Source organism: Spirillospora sp. NPDC048911, from assembly GCF_043198015.1.
Lineage (GTDB): Bacteria > Actinomycetota > Actinomycetes > Streptosporangiales > Streptosporangiaceae > Spirillospora.
Genome location: NZ_JBICUD010000001.1, coordinates 486,348 through 500,746, shown reverse-complemented (window position 1 = coordinate 500,746; position 14,399 = coordinate 486,348). Strand labels below are relative to the sequence as shown.

Below are 14,399 nucleotides of genomic sequence, written 5' to 3'. Positions count from 1 at the left end.
GCAGGAATCCGGCGAAGATTGGCAGCCCTCCGGCGGTTCGGGCCATTCCACATATGCGAGGATCGCTCACGCCCTGACACAGCCGCCGTTGTCACGATCATGGAACCGGCCGGCCCACACGTACGTCTAGGGTGCGACGAGGCCCAATGAGCCCGTCTCTGATTCATCCACAGTGGAGGACTCTTCAATGGTCAACCGAGTCCGCGTAATCGGCGCGGTGTCCGCGCTCACAGTCGCGGGAATCACCCTTACCGCTTGCGGAAGCGCCGAGCCGCAGGCAAAGAAGGTGTCCGCGAGCGACAACGCGGGCACCGTCGCGGCGGCCGCGAGCACTCGCGCGAAGATCTACGAATTCACCACCAAGAAGAAGCAGGGCTACTTCTATACGACCAACCGCAACGAAGCGGAGCAGGCGAAGAAGAAGTACAAGTTCACGCCGACCAACCGCAACCTCGGGTACGTCTCCACGAAACGCTTCAAGGGCGCGCTCACCCTGTACCGGCTGCGCTACAAGACCCGCTCGGCCTACCTCGTGACACTGTCCGCAAAGGAACGCGACAAGCTCGTCGCGTCGAAGCGCTTCGTCTACGAGGGCGTCCTGGGTTATACGTCCAAGGGCAAGGGCGCGGGCAAGTTCCAGATCTGGCGGGTGTCGAAGAACGGCTGGCGCGCCGTCAACACCGCCCAGGCGAAGGCACTGATGAAGCAGGGCTGGAAGCTGGACGGACCACTCGGCTACGTCTGGAAGAAGGCCTAACGATGGTGGGGAGGACACGTCCTCCCCGCCATTCCGCTCCTCTTCAGGAGCGAGCGCGTGCATGACTCAAACGACGGATGTACCGGTATGCCGCTACCTATCGTGACGATCCATAATCACCAAAAGCGTGCTGGCATCGATGGCGCTGACCCCAACGAGCCCCAGCAAGCTAAGTGTGACGAAATCCTTTTGTCGCCACCGTCGTGCTCCAGTTCGTCGACGAAAGACGGATCAAACTCGACGCTCCGGTGGAGCGATACGTCTCCAAGGTAGTGCGCGGTGACAACGACGGGCGGCAGATCACCATCCGCCAGCTGCTCCAGCGGTCTGCCGGACATCCTGAAGCATCAGCCCCCAACGGAGATCCTCAAAGACCCGCTCCGGCACTGGGAAGCACATGACCTAATAGGCATCGCCCTGCAGCGCCCGCGCGAATTCGACCCGACCGACTCACCCGACATCCCCAAGCCGCATCCCCAGGGATACGTACGGCCGGAGTCCGACCTTCTGGACATCACCCGCCTCAACCCGACCGTCGCCGGAGCCGGAGGCGGCATGATCTCCAGCACCTCGGACCTCAACCGCTTCCTGGAGGCGCTCCTGCGCGGACGTCTCCTAAACCAGCGCAACCGCGGGAAATGATGAGGACCCGTCCCACCGAAGGTCGTCCTGCCACAGCACGGCCGCCCACAGCTGCTGGCGATCGTCCACGCCGCGCAGTACACCGGGTCGGCACAGCCGCGAGCCAACGCAAAGACCCCCTCGCGATGATCGCAAGAGGGTCTTGACCTGTGCGCACCCGAAGGGATTCGAACCCCTAACCTTCTGATCCGTAGTCAGATGCTCTATCCGTTGAGCTACGGGTGCCTGCCGGGGATTACTGTACCGGCTGATCGGACCTAACCGCGAATCGGTTACCCGAAGTCGCGTCTGCGGGCTCCTGACGACTTGATCGAAGCTGTGACGCGGGTCATGGAACCGTTCGCTCGGCCAGAACGCCAAAGGGGTAACTGAGACGCCAGTGACCCCTGAGGTCTACTCTCGTCCGGATCAAACCCCCCTCAAAGGAGAACTCCCATGCGCATGTCTGCCACCAAGCTGGTCGGCGTCCTTGCCATCGGTGGCGCGATGCTCACCTCCACCGCCTGCGGCCCCCTGGACGCGGTGACCGGCGGCGGCGACAAGAAGGCCGCCTGCGACAACATCAAGTCGGCCGCCGAGCAGTTCGCCAGCTCGGGGATGGCGCAGCCGGACATGAACAACCCGACCGCCAGCATCTCGGCGAACGCGCAGAAGCTCAGCGACTTCGCGTCCAAGGTCCGCAGCGAGGGCCAGAACGCCGGTGGGGACGTCGAGTCGGCCGCCACCAAGTTCGCGGCCGACGTCGACGGTGCCGCCAGCGCCATGCGCCAGATGGCCTCGAACCCCAGCAGCGCCTCCAGCAGCATGTCCAGCATCAGCTCGATGCAGCAGAGTGGCCAGGCCCTCTCCAAGGCCTGCGGCATCGCCGGTTTCCGTCTCGGCTGACGCCTCGGCCGGCCGTCTTCCGTCGTGCGAGGACGGCCGGCCGTCGCTATGCTGGGCTCGCTTTGCCGGGTGATGCGAACACCCGGTAACCTGTTCTCGGCCTGTTGGCCTCCTGGAGGATTCGCCTAGTCCGGTCTATGGCGCCGCACTGCTAATGCGGTTTGGGTTCACGCCCATCCGGGGTTCAAATCCCCGATCCTCCGCCACCTGACCAGCCGGGTTGCGCCTCGTTGCGCAGCCCGGCTGATCTTGTTCTGACACCCCTAGTTGCTGTTGATTGCCCAGAGGGTCGTACACGAGGGGCGAAGTGAGCAGGGTGTAGCGTTCGGGCCCAGTTACCCAAGGTCCGGATCACCTGCATGTGCGCGGCCGCGAGAGTCGGCGGTGTGCCGAGCCTCATACAGCCGTCGGTCGTGGACACGGCCCGGCTCAGCCTGCTGCTGGGCGTTCTTGCGCAGCTGCGGCAGCCTGCTCATCAGGGTCGGCTTGTGCGGTCGGAAGACCGGTTCGCCACCAGAACGCTTCGGGAAGCGGTGGGCGGGGCCGGTGCATTCTTTCGCGCGCGGCCGTTATGGCAGGTGTCCAGGGCTGTTCATTGAGGTCTAGGCAGACCCGTTCTCGCAGGAACTAGCGCGCCCTGATCGTGTTTGGTTTGAGGTCACGCCCATCCGGAGCCGCTCCTGCTGCCGACGCGTGAGCGCTGCTGGGAACGTCAACCGGTCAGGACCTCTGCCGACCGGTACGCGCGGCCTGGCAGCCGGGTGGTTGTCACGCTCAGTTCTGCTGATCCTCACCAGGATCAGCTCGCTGGTCTCCCTCGGAATCTGCCGGCTCGTTCTCATCGGAATCGATCTGCGCAGGTCTGCTGGTCACGGCATACAGGGCTGCGAGGACTGTTGCGCCGACGTTGAGCGAGAAGCCGATCGCAGGGTGGGTGGCGGCGATGGCGGCTGCCCCGCCGGCACCGACGACGACCAGGACCGTCTCGAGGGGCCGGCCTCGGTGCCTGGACGGTTCAGGGTCGCCGTTTCGGAGGCGTAGTCTCAGCATGGTGGATACTCCAGATCCTTCATTCGCATGTGGTGGGCTGGGTGTCCCGGGCGGCTCACCTGTTGGCGCAGGTGGGCCGCCACCTTCTTCGTCTGGGCCTAGCGCCTCCTTCATCGGTTACGTGTAGGCAGCGGCTTGGGTTGGTCAGATTCTGTAGACCTGGTGGTACTTCTCCAGAATCTCTGGCGTTTGGCCCTGCATTCGCTCGGCAGCACGGGACCGTGCGATGTCGCTGATCTCGGCCGGGGTGTATTCGAGCCATCGCAAGAGGTTCAATGCGATGCTGATGACGTCGGTCGCCTCCCTGGCCGCCGCGGCGCGGTCGTCCATCCCCAGATGCTCCTCCAGCTCGTCGAACTGGATCTCGGTCGCCCGCCGATAATGGGAGAGCGGCTTGTTGAGGAGTTCCCCTCGTACTTCCTCCCAGGCATCCCACATATCCTGGAATGGGCCGAGTTCGGGAGTCGCGATCGCCTTCTCCATGCCATCTCCGTTCATGCCGCTACTTCAGAGGAGCGAGATCTGTCGCAGTGCTTCAAGGTCATGGATAACGATTTTCCTCCGACCTGTGGAGACCAGCTTCTGATCGCGGAACCGGCGCAACTCGATGGCCACAGCATCGCGGGAGGCCCCGATCCGCCCGGCGAAGTCCTGCTGGGAAAGCGCAGCGCCGATCGCCCAGCCGTCCTGGACTTTTTCACCGAGCTCTGCTTCGTCCGCCAAGGCCACGAGCCAGCGGGCCAGTCTGCTTCTGACATCCAACCGCGCGAGCATGGCGTAATGATCTGACTGGCGCCGTCGGCGAACAGCCGCGCGATACATCACCACCCACAGGTCGTAACGCTTGACGAACTCGATCAGGTCAGCGGCGCGGATGTCCAGAGCCGTCACAGGCGTGATCGTCGTGACGGTGGCCGACCGAGGTTCATCCATCAGGACGCCTTCCTCGCCGATGAGCTCGTCCTCACCGCGGATGGCGAGTATGACCTCACGGTCGGTGTCGCGTTGCGTCACCTTGAGATGGCCCTCCTGGATGAAGAGCACGGAGTGGGACGGTTCCCCTTCCAAGAAGATCGTGTGCTCGGCGGGGTACCGGACTTCGCTGCCCAGAGCCCTCAAGGCCTCTCGCTGCTCGTCATCGAGGACGTCCATGCGGATCGAGGCTTCATCAGCGTCTGCCATGATCGTGATTGTAATTTTCTACATATGAGTATGGATAGGTCCGTGTAGAAATAGGTATGAGTCCGCCAAGCTAGATCTTAGAAAACGCGTTCAGCTGCGTAGTCGGTTCGCTGCACGGTGTTGGACGGCTGGGAAAGCACGCAGGAAGAGATCTGCAAGGGGCGAGGACGCAAGATCGCCGCGTCCTCGTTGAGGTTGATCACTTCGGCGGGGTGTTCTGGCTTTGAGTGGCTCTGCCTTACGAGGCCTACGCCCCAGGCGTGCCTGGTGTTGGTGTTCACTCCATGGTGCGACTGGAGTGGTTCTTTCGGTTGAATGCTCGGTGTGGGGAGGGCGAAGCTGGCTCGTTCGGCAGACCGATCGCCTTCTTGGCGCCGAGTTCTCCGAGGGGGCTGTGGAAAGGCTTAGGGCCGTCGGACTGGGAGTCCGACGGCCCTGTCGGGGCGGTTCATGGTTATGCCTTGTTGAAGGTGTTCTTGGCCCAGAGGTAGGAGGCGGCGGTGATGCCGGCGCACCAGGCGGTGGCGATGGCGGCGCTGTTGCCGATCGGGGCGCCGAGCAGGAGGCCGCGGATGGTCTCCATGATCGGGGTGAAGGGCTGGTATTCGGCGAACCAGCGGATGGCGGTGGGCATGGAGTCGGTGGGGACGAAGCCGCTGCCGAGGAAGGGCAGCAGGATGAGGGGCATGGGCGCGTTGCTGGCCGCTTCGGGGGTGGGGGACTTCAGGCCGAGGGCGACTGACAGCCAGGTGATGGCGATCGCGAACAGGGTGAGTAGTGCGACGGTGGCCAGCCATTCGACGGCGGAGGCGTTGGGGCGGAATCCGATCGCCAGGGCGATGCCGATCAGGACGGCCATGCCGAGGAGTTGCTGGATGACGCTGGCGACGACGTGGCCGGTCAGGACGGCGGGCCGCCAGATGTGCATGGTGCGGAAGCGGGCGATGATGCCTTCGGTCATGTCGGTGGCGACCATCACGGCGGTTCCGGTGGCGGCGGTGGCGGCCGCCATGAGCAGGATCCCGGGGACGACGTAGTTGACGTAGGCCTGGCGGCCACCGGATCCGCCGAGGCCGTTGCCCAGGGTGCCGCCGAAGACATAGACGAACAGCAGCAGCAGGATGACCGGTGTGATGACCAGCTGGATGGTCATGGACGGGTAGCGGATCAGGCGTTTGAGCTGCCGGCGGATCATGGTGGAGGAGTCGCGGGCGGCGAGGGTGAGGGTGCTCATCAGGCTGCGTCCTGGGTGTTCTTGTGGCCGGTGAGGGTGAGGAAGACGTCGTCGAGGTCGGGGGTGTGGATGCTGAGGTGGGCGGGTTCGATGCCTGCGGTGTCCAGGTGGCTGAGCAGTTCGCGTAGTGAGGTGACGCTGCCGTCGGAGGGGGTCTGCAGGGTGAGGCGGTCGTCGTCGGCGGGGTCGACGAAGCCTTGGCCGAGCACGGTGAGCGCGTGGGTGAGGACGTCTTCGTCGGTGAACTTCAGTGACACGTGGCCGCCGGGGATGAGTTGTTTGAGTTCGTCGGAGGTGCCTTCGGCGATCAGCCGTCCGTGGTCGAGGAGGGCGATGCGGTCGGCGAGCTGGTCGGCTTCCTCCAGGTATTGGGTGGTGAGGAAGATGGTGACGCCGTCGGCGACCAGCTCGCGGACGATGCCCCACATGGAGCGGCGGCTGCGTGGGTCGAGGCCGGTGGTGGGTTCGTCCAGGAAGATCAGGCGGGGGTCGCCGACCAGGGTCATCGCCAGGTCCAGGCGGCGGGCCATGCCGCCGGAGTAGGTGGACGCGGGTTTGCGGGCCGCGTCCACCAGGTCGAAGCGTTCGAGGAGTTCGGTGGCCTTGCGCTTGCCGTCGCGGCGGGGCAGGTGCTTGAGGTCGGCCATGAGCAGCAGGTTCTCTTCGCCGGTGAGGAGCTTGTCGACGGCTGAGTATTGGCCGGTGACGCCGATGGCGCCGCGGACGTCGTCGGGCTGGCGGGCCAGGTCGAACCCGGCGACCTGGACCTGGCCGTCGTCGGCGTTGATCAGGGTCGACAGGATCTGGACGGTGGTGGTCTTGCCGGCGCCGTTGGGGCCGAGCAGGGAGAAGATCGTTCCTTCGGGGACTGCCAGGTCGATGCCGTCCAGGACGACCTTCTCGCCGGTCTTGTCGCGGTAGGACTTGCGCAGTCCCGTCGCCGCGATGGCCAGGTTGGTCATGGTGGTGCTCCTTGCGAGGGCTGCGAGGTCAGAGGCTGCGGGCGGCGATGTCGCCGTGGGAGGTGGTGGCGTGGATGGCCAGCTCGGCGGCACCGTCGTTCTTGAGGGTGTTGGTGATGCGGCCGTAGCCGGTGCCCGCGTCCAGGGTGGCCGAGAGGCCGGTGGCGGCGGTGACGGAGATGTCGCCGGACTGGGTGGACAGCACGACCTTGCCGCCGCCGGTGGCCTCGGCGATCTGGATGTCGCCGCGCTGGGTGCTGATCTCGGCGGGGCCGGTCAGGCGGCCGACCTGCACGTCGCCGTCGGTGGCGGTGAGGTGGACGCTGGTGGCCTCGTCCAGCTTGATCTGCCGGTAGGCGCCGTCGAAGGCGACCTCGCCGAGGCGGCCCACGCCGCGCAGCTCGGTGGCGGCCGCGGTGCCCTCCACCCTGGAACCGGCCGGCAGCTTGACCGTCACCTCGACCGAGCCCGACGAGCCCAGGTACTGGTTCTTGCCTGCCGGGGCCTGGACGCGCAGGACGCCGTCGGCGTACTCGACGCTGGTCTGCTCGGCGGCCTTCACATCGCGGCTCTTGCCGGCGTTGGCCGGCAGGACCTCGACCGCGGTGTCGGCCCGGTCGGCGGCGATGACCTGCACCCGCCCGGCGGGGATGTCCAGGACGGCGGTGATCGGGGCGGGGGTGTCGAACTTCTGCATCGTGCTCTCCCTTGCGGTTCGCCTTGCGGCTCGTCGTTTCGAACAACGCAAAAGCTACGTTGCATTCCGGAATCACGCAACAAGATCTTTGCTTAGGAAGCACATATATGCAGGTAGAGGTGCAATAATCATTGCAACGTCCTCCCACCTAACGCAACACAATGAGCGCTGGTCGTTGCAATACAGTGAAGGTGAACGCTAGGGTGAAGGCGTCGAGGAAGACCGAGCAGCACCCATGGAGCACATCCGCGGGGGCGTGAAAAGGGGATCGCAGTGCCCGGAGGCAGACTCACCCAGCAAGAGCGTCAGCAGATCGCGGTGGGGCTGGCCGACGGGCTGGCCTACGCCGAGATCGCCCGGCGGCTGGAACGGCCGACCTCGACGATCACGCGGGAGGTGATGCGCAACGGCGGCCCCACCGGCTACCGCGCCGACCTGGCCCACCGCGCCACCCAGCAACGCACTCACCAGCGCCGCCAGACCGCCTCACCAGGAGCGCGGGCGGAACCGCAGCCGTACGGGCGTGACGCCCAAGCCGTCAGTGACTACCAGGAAGCCCTCACCACCGTCTTCATGACCTCGGGCCTGCCCAAGATGATGGCCCGCGTGCTGGGCTGCCTGTACACCACCGATTCGGGCAGCCTCACCGCGTCCGAGCTGGCCCAGCGTCTCCAGGTCAGCCCGGCCACCATCTCCAAGGCCATCACCTTCCTGGAAAGCATCGAACTCGTCCGCCGCGAACGCGACCCCCACCGCCGCCGTGACCGCTACGTCGTCGACGACGACCTGTGGTACCAATCCATGCTCCGCAGCGCCCGCGACAACGCCCAGCTCGTCGACGCCGCGCGGCAAGGGGTCAACGTCCTGGGGGCCGGTACCCCCGCCGCCACCCGCCTGGAGAACATCGCCCGCTTCCTGGACTACGTCACCGAAAGCCTCACCCGCGCCGCCGAACAAGCCCGCGAGATCCTCTACAGCAAACCCCAGCCAGACACAGACAACACCGCCGCCGCCAAGCCGAGTTCAGACCGCGAGTAGCTGACCGCCTCGACGGCCAGAGCCATGAATTGAAGCCGCCCCGCCCATGTTGTCGGACCGGTGCCCACAACGGATCTGTAGGCGACGACGACTTGCATGGTGGTGACGGCCTGCGTGGCGACGCGCGGCCTGCGGACGTGACGACGGCCTGTATGGCGACGACGGCGTGCGTGGTGACGGCGACTTGCGTGGCCACGACGGCGTGCGTGGTGGTGACGGCCTGCCGGTGACGATGGCCTCTTGGGGGTCGTCGCCGTCCAGCAGCCCGCCTGGAGTTTCGATGAGCATTCCGTCGGGGTGCTCGTTGACGTAGGCGGGGAGACGGAATTGGCGCGTCAGCAACACGGTCTGCTGGTCGGTGTTGTAGAGCAGGATCGTCGCGCCGTCGCGGCGTCGCAACGAGCCAGCAGTCGTTCGGCGATGGGGTGGAAGATCTCCTGGAAGGCGGTGTCTCCGGGATGCGTGCTTCCTGCCGTCTCCAGCAACGGAAGGGCCAGAGCTTCCCCGGTGACCGGCAGGTGCCCGGCGCGGAACAGTTCGAGGGCCACCTGGTTCATGGCCTGGACGTTCGCCTGGAGCTTGCGGGGGTCGTCGCCGGTACCCGATCGGTAGGGGCCGGCGACCAGGATCATCAGTGAGCGCGGAACGGTGGTCATGGCAGGGCACTCCTTGGTGGTCGGTTCAGGCGAGGAGGACCTCTACGCCCGCGTCTCGCAGGGCGTCCAGGGTTTGCGGGCCGCTGGGGTGGGTGGCGGCGTCCTCGGCGGTGGTGTCGGTGACGAAACCGTTCACCGCGCTGAGGGGGGCGACGTGGCTGAACGCGCGCACGCCCAATTTGGTGGCGTCGGCGACCGTGATGGTGCGGGCGGCCTGGGCGAGTCCGGCTTGCTTGACGGCTGCGTCGTCCAAGGAGAATTCTGACCAGCCGTGTTCGGCGTGCACGCCGCCGATGGACATCACGAAGCAGTCGAAGACCAGCGATTCCAGCATGCGCAGGGCCAGCGGGCCGACCAGGGACCGCTCGCCCGGCCGGGAACGGCCTCCCACGACCAGGAGCTCGATCCCGGGCCGGTCGGCCAGGCGCGCCGCCGTCTGCAGGCTGAGCACCGCGATCGTCAGGGGCGCCCGAGCGGCCAGGTGATCCGCGACGTGCACCGTCGTGGTCCCCGCGTCCAGCAGGACGCGCGAACCAGGCTCGATCAAGTCGGCCACGGCCGCACCCAGACGGGTTTTGGTGGCGGCTTGCCATGGCTCCCGTGCGGAGAAGCCCGCGTCCTCCTCCCGTGCTCGGGCCGGGACGGCGCCGCCATGGACCCTGCGGATCAGGCCCTGGCGCTCCAGGGCGTCCAGATCTCTGCGGACGGTCATTTCCGACACGCCGAGACGCTGCGACAGCTCCGATACGGAGACCCGGCCGGAGCCCTGTACCAGGCGCAGGGTCAAGTCCAAACGGTTGGCGATGCCCACTCGCACTTTCTAGCACATTGTGATGTTCGTTCGAACTTTCCCAGTGTGCGAATAAGTGATCACGGGGCGTTTTCTCGGCGTAGAGTGCCCGGTCGATGGCCATGAACGGCCTGCTCGCACTGTTGGGCCGCGGTACGCGAGGTCGCTGATTGCCGCGCGAGAGGGCCTTTCTGGGTGCGGAAACACCACGAAGGCGCCGACATCGTTGTCGGCGCCTCTATGGTCGTCGCTACCCGGGTCCTTGCGGCTCCCGGCTCGTCCGGTCTACTTGCCGGGCCAGTGGCCGGTCGCCTTCCGTACTCCGTGGGCTCCGGCGCGCTGCGTGGCCGCCTTCACCAGGGCGAAGATGGCGCCCTGGAGGGCGGCGGCGGTGAGCACCTCGGCCCAGCTGCGGTCCGGGTCGTCGGCGTCCGGAGCGTCGTCCTCTCCGGCGGCCACCTTCCAGACCTGCTTGAACAACACTCCGGCCAGCAGGCCGCCCAGCACGCTGAAGAGCAGCGAGAGGACCTTATAGGTGATCTTCACGTCGCTCACCTCCAGCGTCGTCGTGCTCGGCCCGCCACCATCATGAGCGCCGCGGCCGCGGCGGCGCCCTGAAGGCGCGGCTTGGTGTCCGGAGCGGCGGCCGCCTGCCGTACGCCGGAGGCGACCTGCGATGCCGCCGCCTGCCCACGCTCCGTCGCCTGGGCGGCGAAGTCACTGTCCTTGAACTCGGTCGCCTTGGCGCGGAAACGGTCCGGCATGTCACTCGTCTTGGCGCGAAGCAGATCCGGCATGTCGCTCGCCCTCGCGCGGAGGCGTTCGGACACGGTGGGCGGGACCTGGCGCTTGCGGCGCGCCCGCCACACCAGCAGCCCGGCAGCGGCCAGGGCGGCTCCGGCGATCACGATCGCGCCGCCGCGCCGGGCCTTCTGGTTGTCCTCGGCGGTGGCGGCCTCGCGGGCCTTGGCGCCGAGCCGTCCGGCCTTCTCGCGGGCCTGCCGTCCGGCCGGAGCGGCCTTCTCTCGGACGGTCTGCAGCTTCTCGTGCGCCAGCGTCGTCGTGTCCTGCTTGATCTGTCCGGCCTTGTCCTTGACGCGGGACTTGACGTCGGCCTTGGCGGCCAGCGCCTCGACCGTGTCGCCCAGCTCGGCCCGGGTGCGTTCGATGTCGGACTGCAGCGCCTCTTCCTCGCCCCGGGCCTGGCCGGTCTGAACGCCTGAGCGGTCCTCGGTGGTCATCGGTGCGCCCTCTCTTTGATCGTGTTGACGTCTTCCTTGATGCCCTCGGCGGCCTCCTGCGGGACGGGAGGTGTGGCCTGCGACGTCTCCTGGCGGCCCAGCAGCGCCAGGACGGCCGCCACCGCGAACAGCACCCCGGCGACGATGAGCGCTGAGGCCCACACCGGAAGGACGAGTGCCAGCGCCGCGATCACCGCCGCGATCAGCGCGCCCGCCCCGTACAGCGCCACCATCCCGGCGCCGCCGAACAGCCCGGCGCCCTTTCCGGCGTGCCTGCCCTTGTCCTTGATCTCGGTGACCGCGAGCCGCAACTCGGCCCGCACGAGCTCGGACACCTGCTGGGCGGCCTGCTTGACCAGCTCAGCGGTGCCCTGCTCGGTGGCCTGCGCGTCCCGCTCCGCCGTAATGCGACCGTCTGCGGACGGACTCATCGTGGTTCACCTCCCACCCTCCATGGCTCGCGTCGATGATCGATCGCACTCGCCGGTATGGACATCGGAAACCAGTCCGTGCCCTGCGGTGGCGGAGTAAACCTCACCCGGAGGATCGGCGCGGGAAGCGTCGCCCGGCGGTCAGCCGCTGGTCTGATCGACCAGCTCGGCCTCGGCGGCGTTCTTGCGGACGGACTCGATGCCCTTCAACGCCGCGGCCTTGCTCTCGTAGCTCTCGCTGGTGGCGATCACCTGCCCGTTGGTGGCCACCAGGTTGAAGTGGTACTTGCCCGTGCTGCCCTTCTTGAGCATGAACTTGCCGGCCATCGTCGCTCCTCTCGAACGTCGCGTACGGCCCATCCGCACGCTCTGTGGCTGCGCAAGTAGTGCCCCTGAGCGAATGCCTTATTCGAGGAACAATCACCCCAAATAGCACTCTTTTGCTCTCGAGAGCAGGTTTCACCTCCGGCACAGGGGTAGGGCCGAGCAGGCACCCGCACGGGACGCCAACGACCGTGCCAGACACCACCGTCTTGGCTGGAGGCGAGACCGATCGTCGCAGCACTCTTCACCCCGGCAGCCGGCCTGCTCTTGCTGCTCCTGATGCAGCGCCTGGAATCGACCATGCTCCCCACCTCGAACGACACCAGATCCGACGGTGCCGACCCGCCGGCAGACGATCGGCCGGCCGCGACCAAGCCAGCGCACCAAGCCACCGCTCGTTCGCATCCCCGTATCGCCCGGCCACAGCAGCGGGCACGCCGGTATCGGCTCGAATCCGCGCCCATTGAACTGCGGACCATTCCGCATTGCCCCGTCGCGAACGCCCCTGCGCGTCCTCCAGCTGGTTGCGCCGCAAGCACGAAAACGGCTGCCCCCTCAACCCCAACCGAATCAGCGCCTACCGAGACAACGCCCGCAGAAGCAGGACATGCGGAGACCGCACCCGCAAAGGCCGCGCCTGTGGAAGCCGCGCCGGGTTGAGACCGCCCGCGAGGGCAGTGCGCGGAGAGATGGCGCCTTGGGAATCGATGCCTGCGCGGTCGATTGCGCAGGCATCGATTCCTGCGGCCTCGAAGAGCGTCAGCGGCTGTTGTCTCGCCTACTCGTATTCGGTGCCGCCCTTGCGGGTGAGGTAGGCGGGTGAGACGAACTTGCCGATCGCCCGGCCGCCGGTGATGGGGCTGTAGCGATCGCTTGCCGTCCGGACGACCAGACCTTCGCGCAGGTGCGCGTCCTTGCCCGAGACGGTTTCGCGGCCGTTGGCGAGGGCCATCAGCGCGTCGGCTTCGTACAGGCCGGTGTAGAGGACGGGGACGGACGGGAGTCCGACGGTGGCGAGGATCTCGGTGAGCTCGGTCGGCTCCAGCCAACGGACACGACCGCCGTCGGTGGAGACCGCGACGTCGAACACCGCGTAGCCGGGGCGCTCTCCCTTGCCGTTCGCTCCGTACGCCAAGTCCTGCACGCCCTGCCCGAAGACCTCGCCGAAGATGGCTACGCGGGTCACGCTGAGGAGGTCCGCGATGCGGGCCGCGGCCTCGGGGACGCCATGCCCTTCGACCGCCCTCCAGTAGAGATTGGACGGGTCGTGCTTGATGGCCAGGCGCTTGGAGCTGAAGCCCTTGGACGAGACGTAGGCGTCGGTGGAGGTCAGGGTGAACGCGCAGGCGGTGCCGTGGATCTTCTCGGTGGCGACCACGGGCTCGCCGGGCTCGAAGAGTGCCGGGTAGCGCTTGATGTCCTCGATGTCGATCCACGGGACGAGATCGGGGGCCGCCACCATCTCGCCCGCCATGTGGACGGGGATCGGCGGCACCCACTTGGTGACGCCCAGGTCGGCGGCGAAGTCACGGTCTTCGGCGTGGGCCGCGGCGAGGTCGGCCCCGTTCACGAGGGTGGGTGAGCAGACGATGCCCTGCGACAGCTCGCCGCGCAGGCGCACGGCCTTGACGCGGTTCTTCGCGGATCCCGCGAGCTTGCCGGTGAGGCCCAGCTCCTCGATCAGCGCGTCGGGGAGCAGGGAGCCCTCGGGGATGTAGAGCGCCCAATCGCCCGTCTTGTACTGGCCCTTGGCGACGACGGCGCGGTAGAGCCCGACCTGGGCCAGCTCCAGCGCGTCGGCGTTGTCGTGGGGATGGATGGTCAGCCGCTCGGCGGTGACCCGCAGCGTGGACATCGCAGCCCTTCCTCGTGAACGTGATCGTTGTTCAGAGTCCCAGCGCCGCGGCGGCGCGGGCAAAGCCTTTTCTGCGGGTGGAGCTTCTACGTGGGCAGAGCTTCCGTGGCGGAGCTCTTGCGCGGGTGGAGGTCTTGTGTGGGCGGAGCTGTTTGCGCGGCTAGAGGCTTGCGTGGGTTGGGGGCTTGCGCGGTAGACGTCTTGTGTGGGGGTGGCAGCATTCGGGGATGGACTTGCGTGAGGTTGCTGAGCGGTTTGCGAGGGTTTGGGAGATGGCTTGGGGGCGGGCCGACGTTGATGCGATCGCTCAGTTGTACGCGGAGGACTGCGTTCATCGGTCGATGCCGTTCCGGCCGTTGCATGTGGGGCGGGCTGAGCTGATCGCGTACCTGCGGGAGAGCTTCGCGGAGGAGCCCGCGTTGGAGGTGCGGTTCGGGACGCCGATCGTTGACGGTGATCGGGCCGTGGTCGAGTTCTGGGTGCTGGCTGAAGGGCCGGTCACTCTGGCGGGATGCGCGTTCGTTCGGTTCGGGCCGGACGGGCTGGTGGCCGAGGTGCGCGATTACTGGCATGCGGTCGAGGGGCATCGCGAGCCGGCGGGCACGCTCTTCTTCGGGTGACAACCGGCGGTTGTCGAGGCCGCTCAACGGCTGTT

At 66.9% G+C, this 14,399-nt stretch carries 19 protein-coding genes and 2 tRNA genes; 6 read left to right on the top strand and 15 right to left on the bottom strand.

What is annotated here, in order from left to right:
- The first annotated feature begins 217 nt into the window (after positions 1–217).
- Positions 218–757 (top strand): hypothetical protein, encoded by a 540-nt coding sequence (locus tag ACGFNU_RS02380; protein ID WP_392589433.1) that lies wholly within the window; start codon positions 218–220, stop codon positions 755–757.
- 203 nt (positions 758–960) lie between these two features.
- Positions 961–1,158 carry a serine hydrolase gene (locus ACGFNU_RS02375; RefSeq protein WP_392589432.1) on the top strand — a complete coding sequence of 66 codons (198 nt, stop codon included), beginning with the start codon at positions 961–963 and terminating at the stop codon, positions 1,156–1,158.
- 393 nt (positions 1,159–1,551) lie between these two features.
- On the opposite strand, the gene ACGFNU_RS02370 is transcribed toward ACGFNU_RS02375, so the two are convergent.
- A tRNA-Arg gene (locus tag ACGFNU_RS02370) sits at positions 1,552–1,624 on the bottom strand.
- Positions 1,625–1,834: 210 nt separating this feature from the next.
- Here ACGFNU_RS02370 and ACGFNU_RS02365 point away from each other — a divergent pair.
- Both ACGFNU_RS02365 and ACGFNU_RS02360 read left to right on the top strand, forming a co-directional pair.
- A complete protein-coding gene (locus ACGFNU_RS02365; RefSeq protein ID WP_392589431.1) occupies positions 1,835–2,284 on the top strand; it encodes a hypothetical protein in 450 nt (149 codons plus the stop codon).
- Between the two features lie 114 nt (positions 2,285–2,398).
- Positions 2,399–2,490: transfer RNA gene (locus ACGFNU_RS02360), tRNA-Ser, on the top strand.
- Positions 2,491–3,058: 568 nt separating this feature from the next.
- Here ACGFNU_RS02360 and ACGFNU_RS02355 read toward each other — a convergent pair.
- The 6 genes from ACGFNU_RS02355 to ACGFNU_RS02330 all read right to left on the bottom strand — a co-directional run bounded on the left by ACGFNU_RS02355 (position 3,059) and on the right by ACGFNU_RS02330 (position 7,409).
- A complete protein-coding gene (locus ACGFNU_RS02355; RefSeq protein ID WP_392589430.1) occupies positions 3,059–3,334 on the bottom strand; it encodes a hypothetical protein in 276 nt (91 codons plus the stop codon).
- A gap of 144 nt (positions 3,335–3,478) precedes the next feature.
- Positions 3,479–3,817 carry a hypothetical protein gene (locus ACGFNU_RS02350; RefSeq protein ID WP_392589429.1) on the bottom strand — a complete coding sequence of 113 codons (339 nt, stop codon included), beginning with the start codon at positions 3,815–3,817 and terminating at the stop codon, positions 3,479–3,481.
- A 24-nt stretch (positions 3,818–3,841) separates the two neighbouring features.
- Positions 3,842–4,516 (bottom strand): Crp/Fnr family transcriptional regulator, encoded by a 675-nt coding sequence (locus ACGFNU_RS02345; RefSeq protein WP_392589428.1) that lies wholly within the window; start codon positions 4,514–4,516, stop codon positions 3,842–3,844.
- Between the two features lie 454 nt (positions 4,517–4,970).
- A complete protein-coding gene (locus ACGFNU_RS02340; RefSeq protein WP_392589427.1) occupies positions 4,971–5,750 on the bottom strand; it encodes an ABC transporter permease in 780 nt (259 codons plus the stop codon).
- Positions 5,750–6,712 (bottom strand): ATP-binding cassette domain-containing protein, encoded by a 963-nt coding sequence (locus ACGFNU_RS02335; protein ID WP_392589426.1) that lies wholly within the window; start codon positions 6,710–6,712, stop codon positions 5,750–5,752. Before ACGFNU_RS02335 ends, ACGFNU_RS02340 begins: the two co-directional genes overlap by 1 nt.
- Positions 6,713–6,740: 28 nt before the next feature.
- Positions 6,741–7,409 carry a DUF4097 family beta strand repeat-containing protein gene (locus ACGFNU_RS02330; RefSeq protein ID WP_392589425.1) on the bottom strand — a complete coding sequence of 223 codons (669 nt, stop codon included), beginning with the start codon at positions 7,407–7,409 and terminating at the stop codon, positions 6,741–6,743.
- A gap of 273 nt (positions 7,410–7,682) precedes the next feature.
- Here ACGFNU_RS02330 and ACGFNU_RS02325 point away from each other — a divergent pair, with 273 nt between their 5' ends.
- The gene (locus ACGFNU_RS02325) at positions 7,683–8,447 is read left to right on the top strand and encodes a helix-turn-helix domain-containing protein (protein WP_392589424.1); all 765 of its coding nucleotides are present in this window, start codon (positions 7,683–7,685) and stop codon (positions 8,445–8,447) included.
- On the opposite strand, the gene ACGFNU_RS02320 is transcribed toward ACGFNU_RS02325, so the two are convergent.
- The 8 genes from ACGFNU_RS02320 to ACGFNU_RS02285 form a co-directional block, all read right to left on the bottom strand.
- Positions 8,433–8,792: a hypothetical protein gene (locus tag ACGFNU_RS02320; RefSeq protein ID WP_392590973.1), complete on the bottom strand. Its 360-nt coding sequence runs from the start codon at positions 8,790–8,792 to the stop codon at positions 8,433–8,435. The two genes, ACGFNU_RS02325 and ACGFNU_RS02320, sit on opposite strands and share 15 nt — an antisense overlap.
- The gene (locus tag ACGFNU_RS02315) at positions 8,783–9,103 is read right to left on the bottom strand and encodes a hypothetical protein (protein ID WP_392589423.1); all 321 of its coding nucleotides are present in this window, start codon (positions 9,101–9,103) and stop codon (positions 8,783–8,785) included. Before ACGFNU_RS02315 ends, ACGFNU_RS02320 begins: the two co-directional genes overlap by 10 nt.
- A gap of 25 nt (positions 9,104–9,128) precedes the next feature.
- The gene (locus tag ACGFNU_RS02310; protein WP_392589422.1) at positions 9,129–9,890 is read right to left on the bottom strand and encodes a DeoR/GlpR family DNA-binding transcription regulator; all 762 of its coding nucleotides are present in this window, start codon (positions 9,888–9,890) and stop codon (positions 9,129–9,131) included.
- A 288-nt stretch (positions 9,891–10,178) separates the two neighbouring features.
- The gene (locus ACGFNU_RS02305; protein ID WP_392589421.1) at positions 10,179–10,439 is read right to left on the bottom strand and encodes a DUF4235 domain-containing protein; all 261 of its coding nucleotides are present in this window, start codon (positions 10,437–10,439) and stop codon (positions 10,179–10,181) included.
- Between the two features lie 5 nt (positions 10,440–10,444).
- Positions 10,445–11,134, bottom strand: coding sequence for a DUF3618 domain-containing protein (locus ACGFNU_RS02300; protein ID WP_392589420.1), 690 nt, complete (start codon positions 11,132–11,134; stop codon positions 10,445–10,447).
- Entirely contained in the window at positions 11,131–11,565 is a 435-nt protein-coding gene (locus ACGFNU_RS02295; RefSeq protein WP_392589419.1) for a phage holin family protein, read from the bottom strand. The genes ACGFNU_RS02300 and ACGFNU_RS02295 overlap by 4 nt, the downstream gene beginning before the upstream one ends.
- A gap of 141 nt (positions 11,566–11,706) precedes the next feature.
- Positions 11,707–11,892 carry a YegP family protein gene (locus ACGFNU_RS02290; RefSeq protein WP_392589418.1) on the bottom strand — a complete coding sequence of 62 codons (186 nt, stop codon included), beginning with the start codon at positions 11,890–11,892 and terminating at the stop codon, positions 11,707–11,709.
- A gap of 775 nt (positions 11,893–12,667) precedes the next feature.
- Complete coding sequence (locus ACGFNU_RS02285; RefSeq protein ID WP_392589417.1) at positions 12,668–13,744, bottom strand: RNA ligase (ATP); 1,077 nt, start codon at positions 13,742–13,744, stop codon at positions 12,668–12,670.
- Between the two features lie 227 nt (positions 13,745–13,971).
- On the opposite strand from ACGFNU_RS02285, the gene ACGFNU_RS02280 reads away from it, so the two are divergent.
- Positions 13,972–14,364 (top strand): nuclear transport factor 2 family protein, encoded by a 393-nt coding sequence (locus tag ACGFNU_RS02280; protein ID WP_392589416.1) that lies wholly within the window; start codon positions 13,972–13,974, stop codon positions 14,362–14,364.
- Positions 14,365–14,399: the final 35 nt, after the last annotated feature.

Excerpts from the sequence above, each read along its gene's own strand:
- ACGFNU_RS02345 (WP_392589428.1), bottom strand. The coding sequence starts at position 4,516 with ATGGCAGACGCTGATGAAGCCTCGATCCGCATGGACGTCCTCGATGAC.
- ACGFNU_RS02335 (WP_392589426.1), bottom strand. The coding sequence starts at position 6,712 with ATGACCAACCTGGCCATCGCGGCGACGGGACTGCGCAAGTCCTACCGC.
- ACGFNU_RS02350 (WP_392589429.1), bottom strand. The coding sequence starts at position 3,817 with ATGGAGAAGGCGATCGCGACTCCCGAACTCGGCCCATTCCAGGATATG.
- ACGFNU_RS02355 (WP_392589430.1), bottom strand. The coding sequence starts at position 3,334 with ATGCTGAGACTACGCCTCCGAAACGGCGACCCTGAACCGTCCAGGCAC.
- ACGFNU_RS02315 (WP_392589423.1), bottom strand. The coding sequence starts at position 9,103 with ATGACCACCGTTCCGCGCTCACTGATGATCCTGGTCGCCGGCCCCTAC.
- ACGFNU_RS02280 (WP_392589416.1), top strand. The coding sequence starts at position 13,972 with ATGGACTTGCGTGAGGTTGCTGAGCGGTTTGCGAGGGTTTGGGAGATG.
- ACGFNU_RS02290 (WP_392589418.1), bottom strand. The coding sequence starts at position 11,892 with ATGGCCGGCAAGTTCATGCTCAAGAAGGGCAGCACGGGCAAGTACCAC.
- ACGFNU_RS02300 (WP_392589420.1), bottom strand. The coding sequence starts at position 11,134 with ATGACCACCGAGGACCGCTCAGGCGTTCAGACCGGCCAGGCCCGGGGC.
- ACGFNU_RS02285 (WP_392589417.1), bottom strand. The coding sequence starts at position 13,744 with ATGTCCACGCTGCGGGTCACCGCCGAGCGGCTGACCATCCATCCCCAC.
- ACGFNU_RS02330 (WP_392589425.1), bottom strand. The coding sequence starts at position 7,409 with ATGCAGAAGTTCGACACCCCCGCCCCGATCACCGCCGTCCTGGACATC.
- ACGFNU_RS02365 (WP_392589431.1), top strand. The coding sequence starts at position 1,835 with ATGCGCATGTCTGCCACCAAGCTGGTCGGCGTCCTTGCCATCGGTGGC.
- ACGFNU_RS02340 (WP_392589427.1), bottom strand. The coding sequence starts at position 5,750 with ATGAGCACCCTCACCCTCGCCGCCCGCGACTCCTCCACCATGATCCGC.
- ACGFNU_RS02295 (WP_392589419.1), bottom strand. The coding sequence starts at position 11,565 with ATGAGTCCGTCCGCAGACGGTCGCATTACGGCGGAGCGGGACGCGCAG.